Here is a 17,948-nt window from a genome sequence, read left to right as displayed (position 1 = left end):
GGGATGTTAAGCCCCCTTGGTCGACTTCTGTCGCGAAGTCGGCGCCGCGCCGATTTTTTTCTCCGGCGGGGCCTTGGCCGGCCCGCCCGGCGGTTTGCGGTCCAGGCCCGAGCCGCTGGGATCGCCGTCCTCCGACAGCAGGATGGCGATCCAGCGCGTCCCGTCGAACTGGGCCATGATCAGCATCAGGGCCACGGTCAGCGGGGTGGACAGGAACATGCCGGTCACGCCCCACAGCGCGCCCCACACCGCCAGCGACAGCAGCACGACCGTCGGGTCGATGTTCAGGCTTTCGCCCTGCATGCGCGGATAGATGACGTTGCCGACCACGAAGAAGATCCCCTGCAGCGCCAGGAACAGGATCGCGGCCGGCACGAAGCTGTCGGGGAACTGCACCAGGGCGAACAGCGGCGGCAGGATGCAGCCCACCGCGCCGCCGATGATCGGGATGTAGGCGGCCACGAAGATCAGGAAGGCCCAGAACAGGGCGTTGTCCAGGCGCAGCAGCATCATCACCACCCAAGCGGCCGCGGCGATCATCAGGCCGGTGACCGTCTGGATCCAAAGGTACTGCTCGACGCCGTTGCGGATGCGCTGGAACAGCTGGACCGCCCCGTCGCGCTCGGCATGATGCGGGTAGAGCGCGACGATCTTGCGACTGAACCCCCGCCGCGAGGCGATGATGAAGCCCAGATAGATCAGCACCAGTATGGCGTTGGAGGCGAAGTTCTGCAGGCTCTGCGCGGCCGCCCCGGCGTATTTGCTGGGATTGAGCTGGTTGATCAGGTCGCCGATCGTCGGCGCGACCTTGATCCCGACCAGCGAGGCGACCTTGGCGATCACCTCGTTCAGGCGGGGCGCGTAGTCGCGGATCTGGCCGACGAAGCTGGCGCCGTTGGCGGTGACCACCCAGACCGCGGCCGCGAACATGGCGATCGACAGGAAGATGGCGGCCGGCAGGGCCAGGTTCCTGGGGAACCTTGGGAGGCGCTCGACCAGCACGCGCGCGAAACTGTCGATCATCACCGCCAGGAACACCGCCATAGCCAGGGGCGTGAGGATGCCGCGCATCCAGTACAGCGTCGCGCCGCCCGCGATGACCGCCAGGAACACCAGGGCGTTGCGGCCGGTGATCGACGCAGGAATGGACATCGGCGGGATCTCTTTCTCGAACGGCCTGTAAAAGACTGGCGCCACATTGCGCGAGGCGATTGGCGCGACGCAAGGCCGGGTCTAGGCTTAAGCTCTCAAGGCAAAAGGACGTTGCGTATGACCCTGACGATCGGCGACGGCGAAATCCTTATCGGACTGGCCCAAGAAGGCGCGGCGGCCGGACCGGTGACCCAGCGTCTCGATCGATCCAACCGTCACGGCGTGGTGGCGGGCGCGACGGGAACGGGCAAGACGGTCACCCTGCAGGTCATGGCCCAGGCCTTCTCCGACGCCGGCGTGCCGGTGTTCGCCGCCGACGTGAAGGGCGACCTCTCGGGCGTCGGCGCGATCGGGGTCCCCAACGACAAGATGCTGGCTCGCGCCGCGTCCATGGGGCTGACCCTGACGCCGTCCGCCCCGCCTGTGGTGTTCTGGGACCTATTCGGCCAGAAGGGCCACCCGATTCGCACCACCATCTCCGAGATGGGCCCGCTGCTGCTGTCGCGACTGCTCGAACTGAATGACGTGCAGGAAGGCGTGCTGACCGTGGTCTTCCACGTCGCCGACCAGGACGGCCTGCTGCTGCTGGATCTGAAGGACCTGCAGGCGGCGCTGAAATATGTCGCCGACCACGCCGCCGAGATCGGCACCCAGTACGGCAACGTCTCGCCGGCCACGGTGGGCGCGATCCAGCGCAAGCTGCTGACCCTGCAGAGCCAGGGGGCCGAGAACTTCTTCGGCGAGCCGGCCCTGAAGCTGGCCGACCTGATGCGCACCGATGTGGCCGGCCGCGGCTATGTCAACCTGCTGGCGGCCGACAAGCTGATCCAGTCGCCCAAGCTCTATTCGACCTTCCTGCTCTGGCTGCTGTCGGAGCTGTTCGAGGAACTGCCCGAGGTCGGCGATCCCGAAAAGCCCAAGCTGGTGTTCTTCTTCGACGAGGCGCATCTGCTGTTCAACGATGCGGAAAAGCCGCTGCTGGAAAAGATCGAGCAGGTCGTCCGGCTGATCCGCTCCAAGGGCGTGGGCATCTATTTCGTCACCCAGAATCCGGCCGACATTCCCGACGCGGTGCTGGGCCAGTTGGGCGCGCGGGTGCAGCACGCCCTGCGGGCTTACACCCCGGCCGATCAGAAGGGGCTGAAGGCCGCCGCCCAGTCGTTCCGGGTCAATCCGGCCTTCGACACCGCCGAGACGATTCAGGCCCTGGGGGTCGGCGAGGCGCTGATCTCGACCTTGGACGCCAAGGGCGCGCCCTGCGTCGTGCAGAAGACGCTGATCCGGCCGCCAGCCTCGCGCCTGGGGCCCCTGACACCCGAGGAGCGCGCGGCGCTGATCGCCAAGAGCCCGGTCGCCGGCCTCTACGACACTTCGCTGGACCGCGCCTCGGCTTACGAGACCCTGCAAGGACGCGCCGCCCAGGCCCAGCAGCAGGCGGACACCGCCGCCGCCCAGGCCGAAGCCGAGCGCCAGCGGGCCGCCGCCGAGAAAGTGCGGGAACGCGAGGAGGCGCGCGAGTCTCGCGCCGCGCCGCGTCCGCGCGCCTCCAACCGCCAATCGATGGGCGAGGCCTTCGCCACCTCGTTACTGCGCACGATCGCCAATCAGGCCGGACGCGAGATCATGCGCGGCCTGATGGGGGGGATGAGTCGGAGACGCTAGATCAAAGGTCAAGCTTGAAGCGGGTCGGTCGCCGCTCGGGCGGCGCCTGGCAAATCAGGACCCACTTAGCCAGCGCGAGACCCGCTTTCAGCGAAAATTGCGCGATTTGACACATTTTTCCGCTGCCTATGCGTGTGTATGCCTTGCACCGGAGCTATTCTGGGACTCTTATCCGTAGGCGTACACGGCTCGGCGAGGCGGAGACCCTCGATCAAGGCCGGGCGCGGGAGGAAACGCATGAAGTTCGGCCCCTCGAACGTTCAAACGCACGCCGCTCCGTTTCTGGCGGCGGCTCGGCGGCCTCAGCCTCGGTACAAGATCCGATGGCCCCTGATCGTCTGCGCCGCCTTCAGCTTGGCGGTGTGGGCCGCACTGATCTTCGGCGTCATTGTCCTGATCCGCTGATTGAACCGACGTCGAGCGTCTTAGGTCTTCCCACGCGGAGCGGCTTGAGATCCAATTCCAGGATCAGGCGCGTTTCCGCCTGCGCGCCTTCTCGTCCGCCACCACGGAAGGCGGACTTGCCGCGGCATTGCTCGCCAGGGTCCAGGCGGACAGGGTGTCGACCGCAGCCGGCCGGCCGATGGCGTAGCCCTGCAGTTCGGCGCAGTCCTCGCCCCGCAGGAAGTCGATCTGTTCCTGGGTTTCCACCCCCTCGGCCACGCACGGGATGTCCAGGCTGCGGCCCAGGCCCAGCACGGCGCGAACGATCACCGTCGCGCGGTCGTGACGATGGATGTTCTCCACGAAGCTCTTGTCGATCTTGATCTTGTCGAACGGGAACGACTGCAGGGTCGACAGCGACGAGAACCCGGTGCCGAAGTCGTCCATGGCGATCCGCACGCCCAGGGCCTTGAGCCGGCGCAGATTGTCGAGCGCCCGCTGATAGTCCTTGAACAGGGCGCTCTCGGTGACCTCGAGCTCCAATCGCTTGGGGGACAAGCCGGTCTGAACCAGGACTTCATGCACGAGTATGGGCAGGTTCGGCTGGTTCAGCTGCAGCGGCGACAGGTTCACCGCGATGCGCAGCGGACGCTCCCAACTGGCCGCGTCCGCGCAAGCCCGGCGCAGGACCCACTCGCCCAATTGAGCGATCAGGCCGTTCTCCTCGGCGACGGGGATGAACTCCAGCGGCGGGACCATGCCCCGGGTCGGATGGTTCCAGCGCACCAGGGCTTCGAAACCGCAGACTTCGCCGTCGGCGGCCCTGGCCAACGGCTGGTAATGGACCACCAGCGCCTCATCGATGATCGCCTGGCGCAGCTCGCGGGCCAAGGTTCGGCGTTCGCGGATCGTCTCGTCCATTTCCCGCTTGAAGAAGCGATAGGCGCCGCGGCCGCCTTCCTTGGCGCGATACAGCGCCATGTCGGCGTTGGCCAGCAGCGCCTCGGCCGTGCGGCCGTCGTGCGGGAACAGCGAGACGCCCAGGCTAGCGCCCATGGCCAGCTCCCGGCCTTCATGGACGGCCGGCGCCGACAGGGCCTCCAGCAGCCTGCCGGCCAGTTCGGCGGCCGCCGCGGGCTGGTCGCCAGCGGCCACTTGGACGACGATGAACTCGTCGCCGCCGAGGCGAGCCGCGAAGGATGGGGCCGTCAGGCTGTCTTGCAGCCGGCGCGCGGCCTCGACCAGCAGGGCGTCGCCGGCCAAGTGGCCGTGCAGGTCGTTGGCTTCCTTGAAATGGTCCAGGTCGATGCAGATCAGCGACAGACTCTCGCCCGAAGCTTCGACGCGGTCCAGGGCCGCGGCCAGGCGGGTCTGCAGCGAATTGCGGTTGGGCAGGCCGGTCAGGCCGTCGTGCTCGGCCAGGTAGCGGATCTTTTCCTCGGCCGAGCGACGCTCGCGCAGGTCTCGCACCGCCAGCACGGTCAGGCCCGAGGTTTCGCGTCGGGCGCCGTCGTCCATCAGGCGCGAGAACACTTCGACCGGAATGGCGCGACCGCCGTCGGCGGGTTGCAGCAAGCCCTCGCGCCGCTCGCCCTCGCGGATCGATGCGGTGCTGTCCAGGGTCAGCAGATCCGACAGCGGCGCGCGCAGCAGGGCGTCCAGCTCCAGGCCGACCAGTTGGCAGAACGCCGCGTTGGCGTCGTTGATGCGGCCGTCCTGGACGACGACGATGCCCTCATAGGCGGCGTTGGCCAGGCGGCGGATACGGTCCAGGGCCGAGCGGCTGGTGGAGGATTCGATGGCCACCGCGCCCAGGCCGCCCAGGATGATCATGCCGGTGATCGAGCTTACGGCCAGGGTCAGCACGCCGCCCGACAGCATCTGGTCGGGCACGTCGATCGACGGGTCGGGCACGATGGTGATCGCGCCCATGCCGATGAAGTGCAGGGCGCAGATCCCCAGCGTGAGGAGCAGTCCGCCGCCTAGCTGCCTGAGCAAGCTGCGCGCACGTCCCGCCAACTGCAGGGCGCCCGCCGCCCCGACGACGCCGGCCAGCACCGAGGCGGCGATCGTCGCCTGCTCCCACTGCACGAAGCCCTGGGTCACGAAGGCGGACATGCCGGTATAATGCATGGCGGCCACGCCCACGCCCAGGATCAGGCCGCCAGCAAGGTCATTGGTGCGCGAGCGCTGGGCCGAAGCCACCGCGAAACCGCCGGCCATGAACAGCACCGCGATCATCAGCGACAGCAAGGTGCCCGCGGGGCTGTAGCCGGTTTTCAGGCCGGGGCTGTAGGCGACCATGGCGATAAAGTGGGTGGCCCACACGCCCGACCCCGACACCAATCCGGTCAGCAGCAACCAGGCGGCCCGCACCACGCCCCTGGCCCCGCGCATCCGGGAATAGAGGCGAAAGGCCGTGAAGCACGCGGCAAAGCAGATCACGCCGGCGACCACCACCAGGCGCAGATCATGCTCCGTCGTCAGGCAGGTCAAAACCTTGAGCAAGCGCAGGTCCCCCGGGGCGTTACCGGCAACCTGTAGCGGACAAGATGCAAAAAAAGGGTTTCGGCTTGCGCTACGGGCCGCCGGCCTTGTCTGTCGTTATCGCGCCGAGCGTTTGGCGCCCTTGGTCGTCTCGATCTCGCTGCGCCAGAGCTCCACCCCCGAACCGGTCATGGCGGTCTGCAGCGCCGCGCGCTCCTCGCCTTCGAGACGCACGGCGGTCAGCACGCCCGTGGCGTAGGCCCCGGTGTCCAGGCCAATGCGACGGTGGTCGGACTGGATGTCGTCGGTCGGGGTGTGGCCGTGCACGATGATCTTCTCGAAGGCGCGGCTGTCGTCCAGGAAGGACTGCCGGATCCACATCATGTCGTGGCTGGACTGCTGACCCAGCGGCACGCCCGGCCGCACGCCGGCGTGCACGAAGAAATAATCGCCAACGCTGGCGCTGAGCTTCAGGTCACGCAGAAAGGCTCGGTGACGATCGCTGACGGCGGCGTTGAAGTCGGCCGAGGCGACGGCCCAGGCGTCCTTGTCGGCACGATCGGCCGGCGCCGTCACGCCGTACGACCGAAGCGCCTCGCGCCCGCCATAGTCGCACCAGGTCGGGCCGATGCCGGGATCCTCAAGAAAGGCCGCCATCCGGTCTTCGTGGTTGCCGCGCAGGAAGATGGTTTCCACGGGGCCGCCGTCGGCCAGACGGCACAGCAGCTCGATCACCCCCTGGGAGTCGGGGCCGCGGTCCACATAGTCGCCAAGGAAGATCAGCACCTTGCGCGTCTGGGCGCTGCGGGCGAAATCTTCGAGCACGGCGCTGAGCAGGGGGCGCAGAAGATCGAGCCGTCCGTGGATGTCGCCGACCGTCCACACCAGCGTGTCGGGCGGCACGCTGGCGATCGGGCCGGCGTTCGACGATTTGCGACGCGCTAACCAGTTACCGATCATCCCCTATCCAATTCGTCATGACCCCATCGAGACGCGCTCGCCCCGACAGCGACCAGGCGCGTGACGGGGCGGGACGTTGGTGCGGAGCAAGGGTAACGATCCAAAATTAAAATGTTGAAAACTCAGAAATAACGCTCGCCGATCCGAATGGTGTCACCGGGGGCGACCTTGGTCAGGGGCGTCAGAGGATAGGACTGCTCGGCCGGGTCCTCGGCGCGCTTGATGAAGACCGAGCGCTTGTTGGCGCGGTAGGTGAAGCCCTCGGCCGTGGCCACCGCGTTCAGGACGGTCAGATTGTTAGTGTAGGGATATTCGCCAGGCTTGTTCACCTCGCCCAGGATGTAGAAGGGGCGATAGTTCAGGACCTCGGCGCTGACGCGCGGCTCCTTGATATAGCCTTTGCGAAGCTCGTTGCTGATCTCTTGCTGGAATTGCGAGATCGTCAGACCGGCCGCCTGCACCTCGCCGATCAAGGGCAGCGAGACCTTGCCGCCGCCGCCGACCAGAAACTCACCGGTGAGCGCTTCCTCGCCGAAAACATTGACCCGCACCTTGTCGGCCACGCCCAGCCGATATTCCGGCACCGTCCGGACGGTGGCGTCCGGGCTGGCGGCGGCCGAAACCGTCGCCGCTGGGGCCGCGGGTGTCTGGGCGCAAGCGACGCCTCCGAAGGCCACAACAAGGCTCATGGCGCAGAGACGCAAGAAGTGCCGCATTATCGAAATCCTCTTTCCGACCGTCGAAACCATAGCGGTGTGGCGATAGCTTGTTCAAAAGCAGACAGGCCCGACTTTAGCAAGGGGCTGGGCTGCACGGCCGCGCCCGCAATATGAATTGCTCGCCGCCGCCAGCCCGCGATCATAATAGAGTAGCAATATTGCGCGACGCAGATGCCGACGCAACGACCGACGAAGAGGCCTGGGATGGCGTGGATGACGCGCAGGACATTGAAAACGGCCGCCATCGCCGGTCTGGCGATTGCGGCTTCGGGCGGCGCGGCGGTCACCACCGCGGGGTTGATGTGGCCAAACACGATCAGCCCCGACCTCGCCCCCGTCCACGAGATGCGCGCGGACCAGGCGCTCCTGGCGCAATACCCGCAGACCATCAAGGCCGACCGGGAAAGTCAGGCCGCGCTGGCGCAGGCCCCGGCCGCGGCGAACGCCTGGTTGCGGCGCGCCTATGTGCGGCAGCTTGGAACCCGGACCCTGGACGCCCAGGCCCTCGACTATATCGACAAATCCTATCGGGCCGCGCCGCTCGGTCCGGACGTCACGCGCTGGCGCCTGCGTTTCATTTTCGAACACTGGTCCGAAATGACGCCCGCGTTGAGAACGCGGGCGGTGGATGAAATGCGGAATTTTGCCCGCTATCACAGTGGCGGGCCCGATCTTGTCCGCGCCATCCACAATCCAGCCGGGCGGTGGGCGGCTGCTTTGGTCGAGCGCTCAGGTCACAACGAGGCGCTGAGAGATCACGGCATGCTCGCAAAAGCGGCAGAATAGTCGATTATTCTTCATATTCTCTACTTGCGCATGGATGTTGCGCTGGTTTTGAAGTTATAGTAAACGCCCAGGTCGTGATTTTACACGTTTTGCGGCAGTCGGGCTTACAACTATCGAGAGGGGATTGGCGCCACCTTTGCTGGTGGGCCGACGAGCCGCGAACTGAGCTTCGCGGCTAGGGGGACTTTGGAATGAACAGAAATACATTCGTGGCCATCGCGATGCGTGCGATGGCGGCCACCGCGGCGATGGGCTTCGCAGTCTCGCCGCTCATCGCTGTCGCCCAAGCGCCGACGCCGGATCCCGGCCCGCTGGCGTCGGCCCTGGCGATCGCGGCGCTGGCCGCCGAAGCCAGTGCTCAGTCGAAGTCGCTACCGGCCGATGCGACCCAGGCCGTCATCGTGACGGCCCTGGAGCAGACCATCGCCACCAGCGGCGTCGAACCGCTCACGGCCGTGAGCGCGTTGCAGCTTACCTTGACCAACATGCAGGCCGCGGGAACCCTGACCCCCGCGATCGCCGCCGCCATCGCCGAGGTGCTGGCCAAGGTTCAGGCGGCCATCAAGGTGCAGGAAGGTCCCGGCGCGATCGGCCCTACCGGCGGTCCGCCGATTTCGGCTCCGGGCGGCACGGGCGGCGGCGGTGGTTCGGACTACCGCGCGGCCTAACGGCCGACAAGAAAACTAATCGAAGGTGCAATAGTGACTGACCGGAACGAGGGACTTGGCCGCATGCGGGCGACTGACATCAAGATGAACGCCGCCAAGGCCTGTTTCATTCTCGCCGTCGCGGCGAGCGCCTGTCCGACGACCTCGTTCGGCCAGGCGCTCGATTCGGCCCAGGCTCGCACCCCCGATCTGTTCGCGCGGGACCGCAGCGTCGCGGTTCTGGACCGGCCGCACCCTGAGTATGAAGCGCTCGGCACCTCGATTGGCGCATTCGCGGTATTTCCACGCCTTCAGCTCGACAACGAAAACAGCGACAACGTCTTCGCCGTCGAGAACGGCCCGGTCAGCGACTGGGCGTTCCACGCCCGGCCGTCGGCGACCCTCAATTCCAACTGGTCGCGGCATCAGTTGAACGCTTACGTCCGCGGCGACTTCGTTCGCAATGAGAAGTACCACACCGAAAACGCCAACAACTGGAGCATCGGCGGCACTGGCCGCATTGATGTGTTGCGCGAGTTCAACATCGCGGCGGGCGCGGACTACATCAAGGCGATCGAGCCGCGCACCTCGTCGAACACTGCGGTTTCGGCACGCGAGCCCATTAAGTATGATCAGGCTCAGGCGTATGCGGCGGCCACCCGGATCGTGGGGCGCACCAAGCTGATGACCCGCGCCGACATCCAGTCTTACGACTACAAGGACGGTCTCGACCTGAACGGCGTCGTCATCGAGCAGGACGTGCGCGACCGCGTCAACACCAGTCTGCAGGGCCGCGTGGACTACGCCGTCAGCCCGGCGACCGCGGTCTTCGTCGCGGCCACGGGCAATAAGCGCAACTACGATACCAGCACCGTCGCCACCCCATCGCGGGACTCCAAGGGCTATGAGCTGCTCACCGGCGTCAACTTCGAGCTGGGCGCGGTCGTCCGCGGCGAAGTGGCGGTCGGCTACATCAGCCAATCGTTCGACAACGCCGTGTACGGCGACATTCACGGCTTCGGCTCGCGCACCCAGGTCGAGTGGTTCCCGACCGAACTCACCACCGTAAAGGCCACCGCATCGCGGGGCATCGAAGACGCCGGCGTCGCCGGCGCGGGCGGTTATCTGTCCACCGACTTTGGCCTGAGCGTCGATCATGAACTGCTGCGCAATGTTATCCTGAGCGCCAGCGTCAAGCATGCGAACGACGACTACAACGGCATCGACCGCGAAGACAACCGCACCGAGTTCGGGCTCGGCGGCAACTATCTGGTCAATCGCAATATCGGCCTTGCCGTGCGCTACTACCGCACCAAGCAATCCTCCGATGGAGCCGCCAGCGGTCCCAGCTACACGGTCAACCGGGTCGTCCTTTCGCTGACGACCCAGCTCTAACGATCTGGCCATGGCCTCTCGGCAAGCGCGGCGTCACCACCGACGCCTTGTGATTCCGCGCGCGCCTGCCTCGGCGGAGACGCGGTGGCGGCGGCTGACCCTGGCCGTGACGCCCGGCGCGCTCTACCTGACCCATCTTGCGGCGGGCGCCAACCAGACGGCGATGGCCCAGGGCTTCTCCTTGGCGTTGGCGTTGGCGCTGTGCGTCGTGCTGACGCGGCCACGCGTCCGGGATGAACTGGCCGAACTCGGATTCGTCTGGCCTGTGCTGGGGCTGTTCGCGACCGTTTTGGCCGTCGCCTTGTTGACGCTCTACCTGCCGGCCTCGCCGGCTTCAGCGCCTGTTTGGCGGTTGGCGGACCTGCCGGGGGTCCTGTCGATCAATCGGTCGGCGACCTGGCTTGAGATCGTCAAGCTCTGTGGCCTGGCTTGCATCTTCGGCGTGGGCTGTGTTCATGGAGCGCGCGGTGAGCGGGCCCGCACGACCATCGAATGGATTACCCTGCTGGGCGGCGTCTACGCCGCCTTGTCGATCGCCTTCTTCCTGGCGGGCCTTCAGGTCCGGGGGCGGCTGTCGGGGGGCTTTCTGAGCGCCAACAGCGGCGCCACGGTCTTTGGCGTGCTGGCGGTCATCTCCACCGCCTTTCTCATTCGGCAGTTGCGAAGGACAGCCCGGCTGGATCAAGGCGACCGGCTGCGCAAGCTCGCCACGCCGGCCGGAAGTCTCCTCTTCATCGCCATCTGCCTGGTCCTGACCGCCTCTCGCATGGGCATGGCCGCCACTGGCGCGTCGATTCTGATCTTCTTGGCCTGGGACCTCGCCTCCCAGCGCAAGGTCCGCATAACCGTTCGTCCACGCGACATCCTTCTGGCCGCGGCGGCGCTGGTGATCGTCGGTGGCGCGTCGATCCCCATGTGGACGCGGGTGGACGAGCTGAATTCCGACGCCACGATCCGCGGCCTGATCTTCTCGACCCACTGGCGCGCGTTCCTGGTCTCGCCAATCTTCGGACACGGGCTTGGATCGTTCAACGACGTCAACGGCCAGGCTCTGACGACCGAGAACTACTCGGTTCTGTGGTCGATCCGGGCCGCTCACAACGTCTACATTCAATGGTTGGAGGAAGCCGGTGTCGCCGGGTCCTTGCCCATGTTCGCCCTAGTGGCCGCGATCACGTTGATCTCCGCCCTGCACGTTCCGAAGATGCGCTCCGGTAAGACGCTGGCCCGGGGCCTGGTGGCCTCCAGCGCGGTGATCCTGCTTCACGGAATCACCGACTACGCGCTGGAAGTCCCCTCTATCGCCGCGTCCTGGGCCTTTCTGCTGGGCCTGCAGTTCGCCTTCACCCAATGGCGAAGCTAGTTCTGCAGCTAAGGCTTAACCATTTGCTGGCAGGGTTGATTTCGGAATCTAGCACCTGATGGACGCTGCTTGGCGGACCTTGACGCGAATAACGTCCAGCCCCTGCAAAGCTTGGCCAAAGTCTTGAGCTTGAAAATTCAACCAAGGTCCGCCCAGCGCGCCGCAAGCGCGCCGGGTGTCTTGAGGCGCCAAAAAATGATCGAGACCAAAAGGACGCTCAAAAAACCACACGATACGCTTGTGCATGGGGCGAGGTTTCGGACATGTAGATCCGGGATCGCCGTCTAGGGCGTGCTGGTCTCACGAGGCTTTTAATTTCACCCGCTCTGTCTTGGCGATGTCGCGTCAGAGCCGTATCCGAACAGAAAAATGCGGCCTTCGAGCGGACGCAAAGGATATCGACCAAGGTCATGGCGTTGAGTCTGTTCAGGATTGGCGAACTGCATGCCAGATAGGTCGGGGACGTTGCGCACGCTCCTGGTGGGCGGAGTTCCCACCACGCGCCTAACTCGCGCGGAACTCGCGGCCGTGATGCTCGAAGACATCCGCGCGGCGCGGGCGGGGAAGAAGGGCTATCCACGCATCGTCGTGTCTTCGAACGGCGCGGTCATCGCCGATTTCCACCGCAACGCCGAGTTTCGCGACCTGATCCTGGCGGCCGACATCGTCGACGCCGACGGCATGCCGCTGGTGATGGCCACCCAGCTGCTCTGCGCCGAACCCCTGCGCGAACGGGTGGCCACGACCGACTTCATCAACGACGCCGCGCAAGTCGCCGCCCGCGAGGGTTTGAAATTCTATTTTCTCGGCGCCAAGCCCGGCGTCGCCGAAAAGGCCGCCCAACATTTCCGCGACCTCTATCCAGACCTTGAGATCGTCGGCGTCCGTAACGGCTACTTCACCCAGGCAGACGAGCCGGAGATCTGCGCGGAGGTCGTGGCCCTGAAGACAGACGTGATGTGGGTCGGGCTTGGCAGTCCGTTGCAGGAAGCCTTCGCCCATCGGAATCGCGAGCGCCTTTTGGGCATCGGCTGGATTCGGACCTGCGGCGGAATGTTCGACCACTATTCGGGCAAGTTCAAACGTGCGCCCCAGTGGATGCAAGTCATCGGCTTGGAGTGGCTGCACCGGACGATCAACGAACCCCTACGGCTGGGCGGACGGTATTTCAGGACCAATCTTCCGGCGCTGTTCTATCTGGCGACCCAGACGTCCGATCGCGCGCCAGTCCTGGAGAACGCCAAGACGCCGTGAACGTCACAGCGCGAAACCTCCCCTTGGCAACCCTTTCGAGAGAACCACGCTGGTGACGATCGACTCCGCTACGAGAACGGAAGGCGCTGGAGGGTCGGCGACCTCATCGGTTCGCGCGGCCAATCCGACACCTCACCGGGCCATCTTCCTAGTGTCGCACTCTACGCCCGGCGGCGCCCAAGAGATTTGGGCCAACCTCGCCGAGGGCCTAAGGCTGCGAGGCCACGCTGTCATGCTGGCGGCGCTCTATCCTGGCGATACGGCTCAGAACACCGCCCCCAACACGCCGTGGACCTACGCCCTGGAGCGCAAGCCCTCATCGTTCGGCGCGAAACTGGCGATGGCGCATCGTCTGGCCCGCCTGTTCGACGCTTTTGAGGCCGACGTGGTGTTCACCGCCTTGCCGGCCGCCAATGTCTTAGCGCCGATCGCCGCCCTGCTCGCCAGACGGCCGGTGCACGTCGTCACCTCGCACCACACCCCCTCGAACACCTACAATCCGGCCCTCAACCTGCTCGACGGCCTGACCGGATCGCTGGGCGCGGTGGTGCGCATCGTGGGCGTTTCCGAAACAGTACAGCGCAGCCACGCCGGCAAGCTGGCGGCCTATCGCGCCAAGCTTCTGACGATCAAGAACGCCCTGCCGCTTGAGGTCGAGGCCCAGATCGCTGGGCTGGCCGGCCAACGGTCCCGGGATCGGGCGGCGGGGCGGCAGGTGGTCGCGATCGGCCGCCTGGCTTACCAAAAGAATTATCCGGTGTTGATCCGCGCTGCGGTGCATATGCCCGACGTCACGATCCGGATCGTCGGCGAAGGGCCCGATGAGGCGGCCCTGAAGGCGCTGGCCCGCGAGCTCGGCGTCGCCGAACGGGTTGAATTCCTGGGTTTCCACCCTCGAAAGGAAGCGCTGAACATCTTGGCCGGCGGCGATGTCTTCGTTCAACCGAGCCTGTTCGAGGGCCATAGCCTGGCCTTGATCGAAGCCGCCAAGCTTGGCTTGCCGCTGGTCGTGTCCGACGCCCAGGTGCAGATCGAGGGCATTTCCGCGCCCGACGGCGCGCTCTGCGGGGCGGTGGCGGGCGTGCACGACGACCGGGCGCTGGCGCGGGAGATCCTTCACCTGCTGGACGACCCAGATCATTACGCCGCCGCCGCATCGCGCGCCGCGGCCCTGGGAGCCGCCGCCGCCTACGACACCATGATCACAGCCTATGAAGGCCTTCTGGATCGGGCATGAACTCTGGACGCTGCGATTTGGAGCGTCGCGCCGCCGCTGCAGGGGGCGAACGCGCCTTCGTATTGCCTCTTGGCGCGGCCTCTGTTCTAGAGGGGCCCGCGCCAGTCGGCTCGCGTCAAGACGGCGCAAAGGCGAGCGGGACCTTGAATACAACAAAGGAACGAGGGCGTGACCATGGCCGAAACCGGTGAGCGGCGCCGCAGCGCGGGACCACGGCCTTTCCTGATCCCGTCGGTCTATATTCTGTTCGTACTCCTGACCCTGATGGTGGTCGCGCCGATCATCACCAGCGGCGGGCAGATGACCGGCGACGGCAACCTCTTCCGCCAATCCAGCTACATCGTTCTGTTCGGGCTTACCATTTGGGCGGTCGGAGCCTTAAAGCAGCGCGCCAAGCTGACGACCGTTCCAATCACCCTGATGCTGACGGTCGCGTGGTGTTGGATCAGCCTGACCTGGGCGATCGATCCGCTCATCGGCGCCAGACGCCTCCTGCTGACCACGATCATCATCTGGACGATCTTCATGGTGATTGACGACTGCGGCTACGATCGCACGATCAAGACGACCATGATCTTCCTGGCCGGGCTGCTCGTGGCCAACTACATCGCAATCGCCGTGTGGCCGTCAGCCATACATGGCCTCACCGACTCGATGGACGCAGGGCTGGTCGGCGACTGGCGCGGGCTACTGCCGCAAAAGAACTTCACCGGTGCGATCTGCGCGCTGACGATACTGGTCTTCGCGTTTGGCGGCCAGCGGATGTGGCTGGCCGTCCGACTCGGCGTGATCGCCGGGGCCGCCTACTATCTCTTTCGAACCCAATCCAAGACATCGATGGGCATGTTGGTGACCGCCGCCGCTTGCGGCCTGATCGCCCTACGCTTCAATCCCAAGTATCGGATCGCTCTGATACCGGTTCTCACCATCGTCAGCATCGTCGTCATGCTCAGTACGATGACATGGTGGGACGAGATGCTTGGCCCCTTTTCCCGCAAGGACGCGCTGACCGGCCGAGTGCAGATCTGGCCGCACCTGATCGCGTTCGCCGAAGACCACCCCTTTACCGGCTCCGGCTATGGGTCGTTCTGGAACATCGGTGAAGATAGTCCGGTGTACCAGTACACGAGAAACTGGGTCAGCCAGCTCGGAAACGGGCACAACGGTTACCTGGACCTGCTGGTGCAGATCGGCATTCCGGGCCTGGTCCTGGCCGTTGTCGCCTCGATACTGGCGCCCGCGGGCAGGCTGCTGGGCGCCAACACGACCGCGCGCGCCCAAGTCGCCCTACCCGCGGCCCTTCTGGTCTTCTGCGCCGGCCATAACATGACCGAATCCAGTCTGCTCGATCGAGACACCATCATCGAGGTGTTCCTCATGATCACTATCGCGCTTACAGGCGTGGTCTTGCGACGTTCCTCCAAGCCGGTGCGTCCGTCCTCGTCCGAACGGCGCGGCGCTTCGTCGGCGCACCTAAAATCGCCGACCCGTGCTTGAACCGGCTTCTCAAGCCATGGCCGCCGGTTCCTCTGCATCCGTGAGACCGGACCGATCGCCCCTGGCGCGGCTGGTGTGGAAGACCTTGCGCTATGGCCTGGCCGCGGCGGGTCCGGTGGGGACGGCCGGATCACAGTTCGTCCTCTCCGTACAATTGCTGCACGTTCTGGATCCCGGCGCGTTCGGGACGTTTTCGTTTCTATTGGTGGCCTCCCAGCTTAGCACGGGCCTTTGGAGCGCTTTGTTCTGCGCGCCCATGCCGATCCTGCTGTCACGGGACGAAGACCGCGACCAGGTCATGCGCCGCTGCCTGATGTCCACCAGCCTGGCGCTGTCAGTCGTGGCTTTCGCGATTTTCGCGACGATTGGCCTGCTGTTGCGCACCGACGCCACGGCGAGCCTGCTTTTCGCCGGCTACGCCATGTTGATGCTGCTGCGCTGGTTCGCGCGCGCCTACGCCTATGCGATGGGAAAGCAATGGCTGACGACGATTTCAGACCTTGTCTACAGCCTCACCCTCCTGAGCAGCGTCGGCCTGGTGTCGCTGTCGCACAGCACTTCAATCCTGGCGCCCTACGCGGGCCTATTCGTGGGCGCCCTGCTAAGTCTGCTCCCGTTTGGCCCGCGGTACCTGAAGCGGCAATTCCTCGAGGTCAGCCCTCGGGCCGTGCCGCTCTACGCCAAGGTCTGGCGCGAACATTCGGGCTGGTCTCTTACCGGCGTGCTGACCACGGAAGCCACCGCCAACGCCCACGCCTATATCGTGACCCTGATCAGCGGCGCGACCGCCTTCGCGCCGCTCGCAGCGAGCGCCCTGCTCATGCGCCCGATCAGCGTCACCACCAACGCCCTTACGGAATTTGAACGGCCTCAGATGGCGCGGCAACTGGCGGAAGATCGCCACCAGGAGACCTTCGCCACGGTGCGATTCTTCCGGGCCATGCTGGCCATCGCCTGGATAGCGACCGTGGTGGTCGCCCTGGTGATGATGCGCTACGCGCCAGGCGCGCTGTTCCCCAAGGACTACGACCGACACTACCTGGTGATCGGCACCCTGCTGTGGCTGGCGATCGCCGGCGTGCGGACGTTGCGGACGCCAGAAAGCGTCCTGCTTCAGGCCGCCGGACAGTTCAAGCCGCTGGCTCACGCCAGCATGGTCTCGTGCGGCGTGTCGATCGTCGGCGTCGCTGGGTTCCTGCTGATCGGCGGGCCGCTCTATTCACTGGTCGGCGTGCTCCTGGGCGAGGCGGTGGTCGCGGCGTGGATCTGGCGAGCAAAGAGCCGATGGCAAGCGACCGTCCCGAACCCGTCCCTCGAGACGGGGTCACGGCCATGAAACTGACCATTGGCGTCAAGGCGTTGAACGAGGAGCAGCGCATAGCCGAAACCCTGACGAGCGCCCTGCGCGCGGCCGAGCCCTTCGGGGGCGAGGTGGTTCTGGCGGATTCCGGATCGACGGACCGAACAGTGGAGATCGCCTCGGCCTTGCCGGTACGGGTCGTGCAGCTGGCCGATCCTTCCCAACGCTCCTGCGGCGCGGGCGCGCAACTGGCGTTTCAGCAGGCCGACGGCGACTATTTCTACCTCATGGACGGCGACATGGTGCTCCACCCGGACTTCCTGCCGGCCGCGATCGCTCATCTGGAGGCCTCGCCGGAGCTGGCGGCGGTGGGCGGCCGGGTCCGTGAAATGAACACCGAGGGCCACGATTTCAAGATCCGGGCGATGACCGTGAACAGCGACCGCAACTGGCGGCCGGGTCTGGTCGACCGCCTGGACGGCGGCGGATTGTATCGGGTTTCAGCCATCCGCGATGTCGGCTATTTCGCCGACCGCAATCTGCGCGCCTTCGAAGAATTCGACCTGGCCGCACGGCTCACCAGCCGCGGGTGGAAACTGGCCAAGATCGATCATCTGGCCGTGGAGCACTACGGCCACCAGACCGAAGGTTACAGGATGCTGTGGCGCCGCCTGAAGTCGGGCTATGCGGGCGCCTCGGGTGAAGTCCTGCGCGGCTCGCTGGGCCGGCCGCATCTGCCGATCGTACTAGGTCGGCTGAGCCACCTTCGTAACGGCGTGGCGGTCATGGCCTGGTGGGCCCTGCTCGTCGCGACCCTGGCTTGGCCCCTTCCAGCGATCACGAGGCTGGCTCTGTTCGCGATCTTACTGCTGGCTCCGCTGGTGCTGCTGATCTGGCGACGCGGCTCGCTCAGCTTGGGCCTCTATTCCCTGGTCTCTTGGAACGTCGCCGCCTTCGGCCTGATCATTGGCTTCTGCCGGCGACGGGTCGCACCCACGCGTCCCCTCCAGGCGGTCACCCTGTCCACGTTCGCTCGCCCGCATGATTAGCAAGGTCTCGCCAGCTTCAACTCGGCGAGCTCGTTCCATCAGCCCGCCGGCGACCA

General features: G+C 65.8%; 16 protein-coding genes. 11 read left to right on the top strand and 5 right to left on the bottom strand.

Annotation, left to right across the window (positions count from 1 at the left end):
• Positions 1–6: 6 nt before the first annotated feature.
• Positions 7–1,152 carry an AI-2E family transporter gene (locus tag G3M57_RS01340; RefSeq protein WP_056762250.1) on the bottom strand — a complete coding sequence of 382 codons (1,146 nt, stop codon included), beginning with the start codon at positions 1,150–1,152 and terminating at the stop codon, positions 7–9.
• 117 nt (positions 1,153–1,269) lie between these two features.
• On the opposite strand from G3M57_RS01340, the gene G3M57_RS01335 reads away from it, so the two are divergent.
• Positions 1,270–2,814, top strand: a complete 1,545-nt coding sequence (locus tag G3M57_RS01335; protein WP_163228465.1) for a helicase HerA-like domain-containing protein — start codon at positions 1,270–1,272, stop codon at positions 2,812–2,814.
• 237 nt (positions 2,815–3,051) lie between these two features.
• A complete protein-coding gene (locus G3M57_RS01330; RefSeq protein WP_156402406.1) occupies positions 3,052–3,219 on the top strand; it encodes a hypothetical protein in 168 nt (55 codons plus the stop codon).
• Positions 3,220–3,282: 63 nt separating this feature from the next.
• Here G3M57_RS01330 and G3M57_RS01325 read toward each other — a convergent pair whose 3' ends face one another.
• The 3 genes from G3M57_RS01325 to G3M57_RS01315 all read right to left on the bottom strand — a co-directional run bounded on the left by G3M57_RS01325 (position 3,283) and on the right by G3M57_RS01315 (position 7,394).
• Positions 3,283–5,712 (bottom strand): bifunctional diguanylate cyclase/phosphodiesterase, encoded by a 2,430-nt coding sequence (locus G3M57_RS01325; protein WP_230983752.1) that lies wholly within the window; start codon positions 5,710–5,712, stop codon positions 3,283–3,285.
• 90 nt (positions 5,713–5,802) lie between these two features.
• Positions 5,803–6,645, bottom strand: a complete 843-nt coding sequence (locus G3M57_RS01320; protein ID WP_163228463.1) for a metallophosphoesterase family protein — start codon at positions 6,643–6,645, stop codon at positions 5,803–5,805.
• 122 nt (positions 6,646–6,767) lie between these two features.
• Positions 6,768–7,394 (bottom strand): polysaccharide biosynthesis/export family protein, encoded by a 627-nt coding sequence (locus G3M57_RS01315; protein ID WP_244322589.1) that lies wholly within the window; start codon positions 7,392–7,394, stop codon positions 6,768–6,770.
• 174 nt (positions 7,395–7,568) lie between these two features.
• Between G3M57_RS01315 and G3M57_RS01310 the strand changes: the two genes are divergently transcribed.
• From G3M57_RS01310 to G3M57_RS01295, 4 genes are all read left to right on the top strand, one after another.
• Positions 7,569–8,150, top strand: a complete 582-nt coding sequence (locus tag G3M57_RS01310; RefSeq protein ID WP_163228462.1) for a hypothetical protein — start codon at positions 7,569–7,571, stop codon at positions 8,148–8,150.
• Positions 8,151–8,341: 191 nt separating this feature from the next.
• On the top strand, positions 8,342–8,818 hold the full coding sequence (locus tag G3M57_RS01305) for a hypothetical protein (protein ID WP_156402404.1): 477 nt from the start codon (positions 8,342–8,344) through the stop codon (positions 8,816–8,818).
• 84 nt (positions 8,819–8,902) lie between these two features.
• Positions 8,903–10,192: an outer membrane beta-barrel protein gene (locus G3M57_RS01300; RefSeq protein ID WP_163228461.1), complete on the top strand. Its 1,290-nt coding sequence runs from the start codon at positions 8,903–8,905 to the stop codon at positions 10,190–10,192.
• Positions 10,193–10,298: 106 nt separating this feature from the next.
• Positions 10,299–11,555: an O-antigen ligase family protein gene (locus G3M57_RS01295; RefSeq protein WP_163228460.1), complete on the top strand. Its 1,257-nt coding sequence runs from the start codon at positions 10,299–10,301 to the stop codon at positions 11,553–11,555.
• Positions 11,556–11,603: 48 nt separating this feature from the next.
• On the opposite strand, the gene G3M57_RS01290 is transcribed toward G3M57_RS01295, so the two are convergent.
• Positions 11,604–11,801, bottom strand: a complete 198-nt coding sequence (locus G3M57_RS01290; RefSeq protein ID WP_156402402.1) for a hypothetical protein — start codon at positions 11,799–11,801, stop codon at positions 11,604–11,606.
• Positions 11,802–12,086: 285 nt separating this feature from the next.
• Here G3M57_RS01290 and G3M57_RS01285 point away from each other — a divergent pair, with 285 nt between their 5' ends.
• The 5 genes from G3M57_RS01285 (at position 12,087) to G3M57_RS01265 (ending at position 17,892) form a co-directional block, all read left to right on the top strand.
• Positions 12,087–12,809 (top strand): WecB/TagA/CpsF family glycosyltransferase, encoded by a 723-nt coding sequence (locus tag G3M57_RS01285; protein ID WP_056762237.1) that lies wholly within the window; start codon positions 12,087–12,089, stop codon positions 12,807–12,809.
• Positions 12,810–12,861: 52 nt separating this feature from the next.
• Positions 12,862–14,046 carry a glycosyltransferase family 4 protein gene (locus G3M57_RS01280; protein ID WP_308424036.1) on the top strand — a complete coding sequence of 395 codons (1,185 nt, stop codon included), beginning with the start codon at positions 12,862–12,864 and terminating at the stop codon, positions 14,044–14,046.
• 174 nt (positions 14,047–14,220) lie between these two features.
• The gene (locus G3M57_RS01275) at positions 14,221–15,543 is read left to right on the top strand and encodes an O-antigen ligase family protein (RefSeq protein ID WP_056762232.1); all 1,323 of its coding nucleotides are present in this window, start codon (positions 14,221–14,223) and stop codon (positions 15,541–15,543) included.
• A 73-nt stretch (positions 15,544–15,616) separates the two neighbouring features.
• On the top strand, positions 15,617–16,879 hold the full coding sequence (locus tag G3M57_RS01270; protein WP_163228458.1) for an MATE family efflux transporter: 1,263 nt from the start codon (positions 15,617–15,619) through the stop codon (positions 16,877–16,879).
• The gene (locus tag G3M57_RS01265) at positions 16,876–17,892 is read left to right on the top strand and encodes a glycosyltransferase family 2 protein (RefSeq protein ID WP_056762227.1); all 1,017 of its coding nucleotides are present in this window, start codon (positions 16,876–16,878) and stop codon (positions 17,890–17,892) included. The genes G3M57_RS01270 and G3M57_RS01265 overlap by 4 nt, the downstream gene beginning before the upstream one ends.
• The last annotated feature ends 56 nt before the right edge of the window (positions 17,893–17,948 follow it).

Source organism: Caulobacter rhizosphaerae (assembly GCF_010977555.1).
Lineage (GTDB): Bacteria > Pseudomonadota > Alphaproteobacteria > Caulobacterales > Caulobacteraceae > Caulobacter > Caulobacter rhizosphaerae.
This window is presented reverse-complemented; position numbering and strand designations above follow the sequence as displayed.

Bases quoted from the DNA above. Each gene is read 5' to 3' on its own strand.
- G3M57_RS01265 (WP_056762227.1), top strand. From the start codon at position 16,876: ATGAAACTGACCATTGGCGTCAAGGCGTTGAACGAGGAGCAGCGCATA.
- G3M57_RS01290 (WP_156402402.1), bottom strand. From the start codon at position 11,801: ATGCACAAGCGTATCGTGTGGTTTTTTGAGCGTCCTTTTGGTCTCGAT.
- G3M57_RS01305 (WP_156402404.1), top strand. From the start codon at position 8,342: ATGAACAGAAATACATTCGTGGCCATCGCGATGCGTGCGATGGCGGCC.
- G3M57_RS01315 (WP_244322589.1), bottom strand. From the start codon at position 7,394: ATGGTTTCGACGGTCGGAAAGAGGATTTCGATAATGCGGCACTTCTTG.
- G3M57_RS01300 (WP_163228461.1), top strand. From the start codon at position 8,903: ATGAACGCCGCCAAGGCCTGTTTCATTCTCGCCGTCGCGGCGAGCGCC.
- G3M57_RS01330 (WP_156402406.1), top strand. From the start codon at position 3,052: ATGAAGTTCGGCCCCTCGAACGTTCAAACGCACGCCGCTCCGTTTCTG.
- G3M57_RS01320 (WP_163228463.1), bottom strand. From the start codon at position 6,645: ATGATCGGTAACTGGTTAGCGCGTCGCAAATCGTCGAACGCCGGCCCG.
- G3M57_RS01335 (WP_163228465.1), top strand. From the start codon at position 1,270: ATGACCCTGACGATCGGCGACGGCGAAATCCTTATCGGACTGGCCCAA.
- G3M57_RS01310 (WP_163228462.1), top strand. From the start codon at position 7,569: ATGGCGTGGATGACGCGCAGGACATTGAAAACGGCCGCCATCGCCGGT.
- G3M57_RS01340 (WP_056762250.1), bottom strand. From the start codon at position 1,152: ATGTCCATTCCTGCGTCGATCACCGGCCGCAACGCCCTGGTGTTCCTG.
- G3M57_RS01285 (WP_056762237.1), top strand. From the start codon at position 12,087: ATGCTCGAAGACATCCGCGCGGCGCGGGCGGGGAAGAAGGGCTATCCA.
- G3M57_RS01275 (WP_056762232.1), top strand. From the start codon at position 14,221: ATGGCCGAAACCGGTGAGCGGCGCCGCAGCGCGGGACCACGGCCTTTC.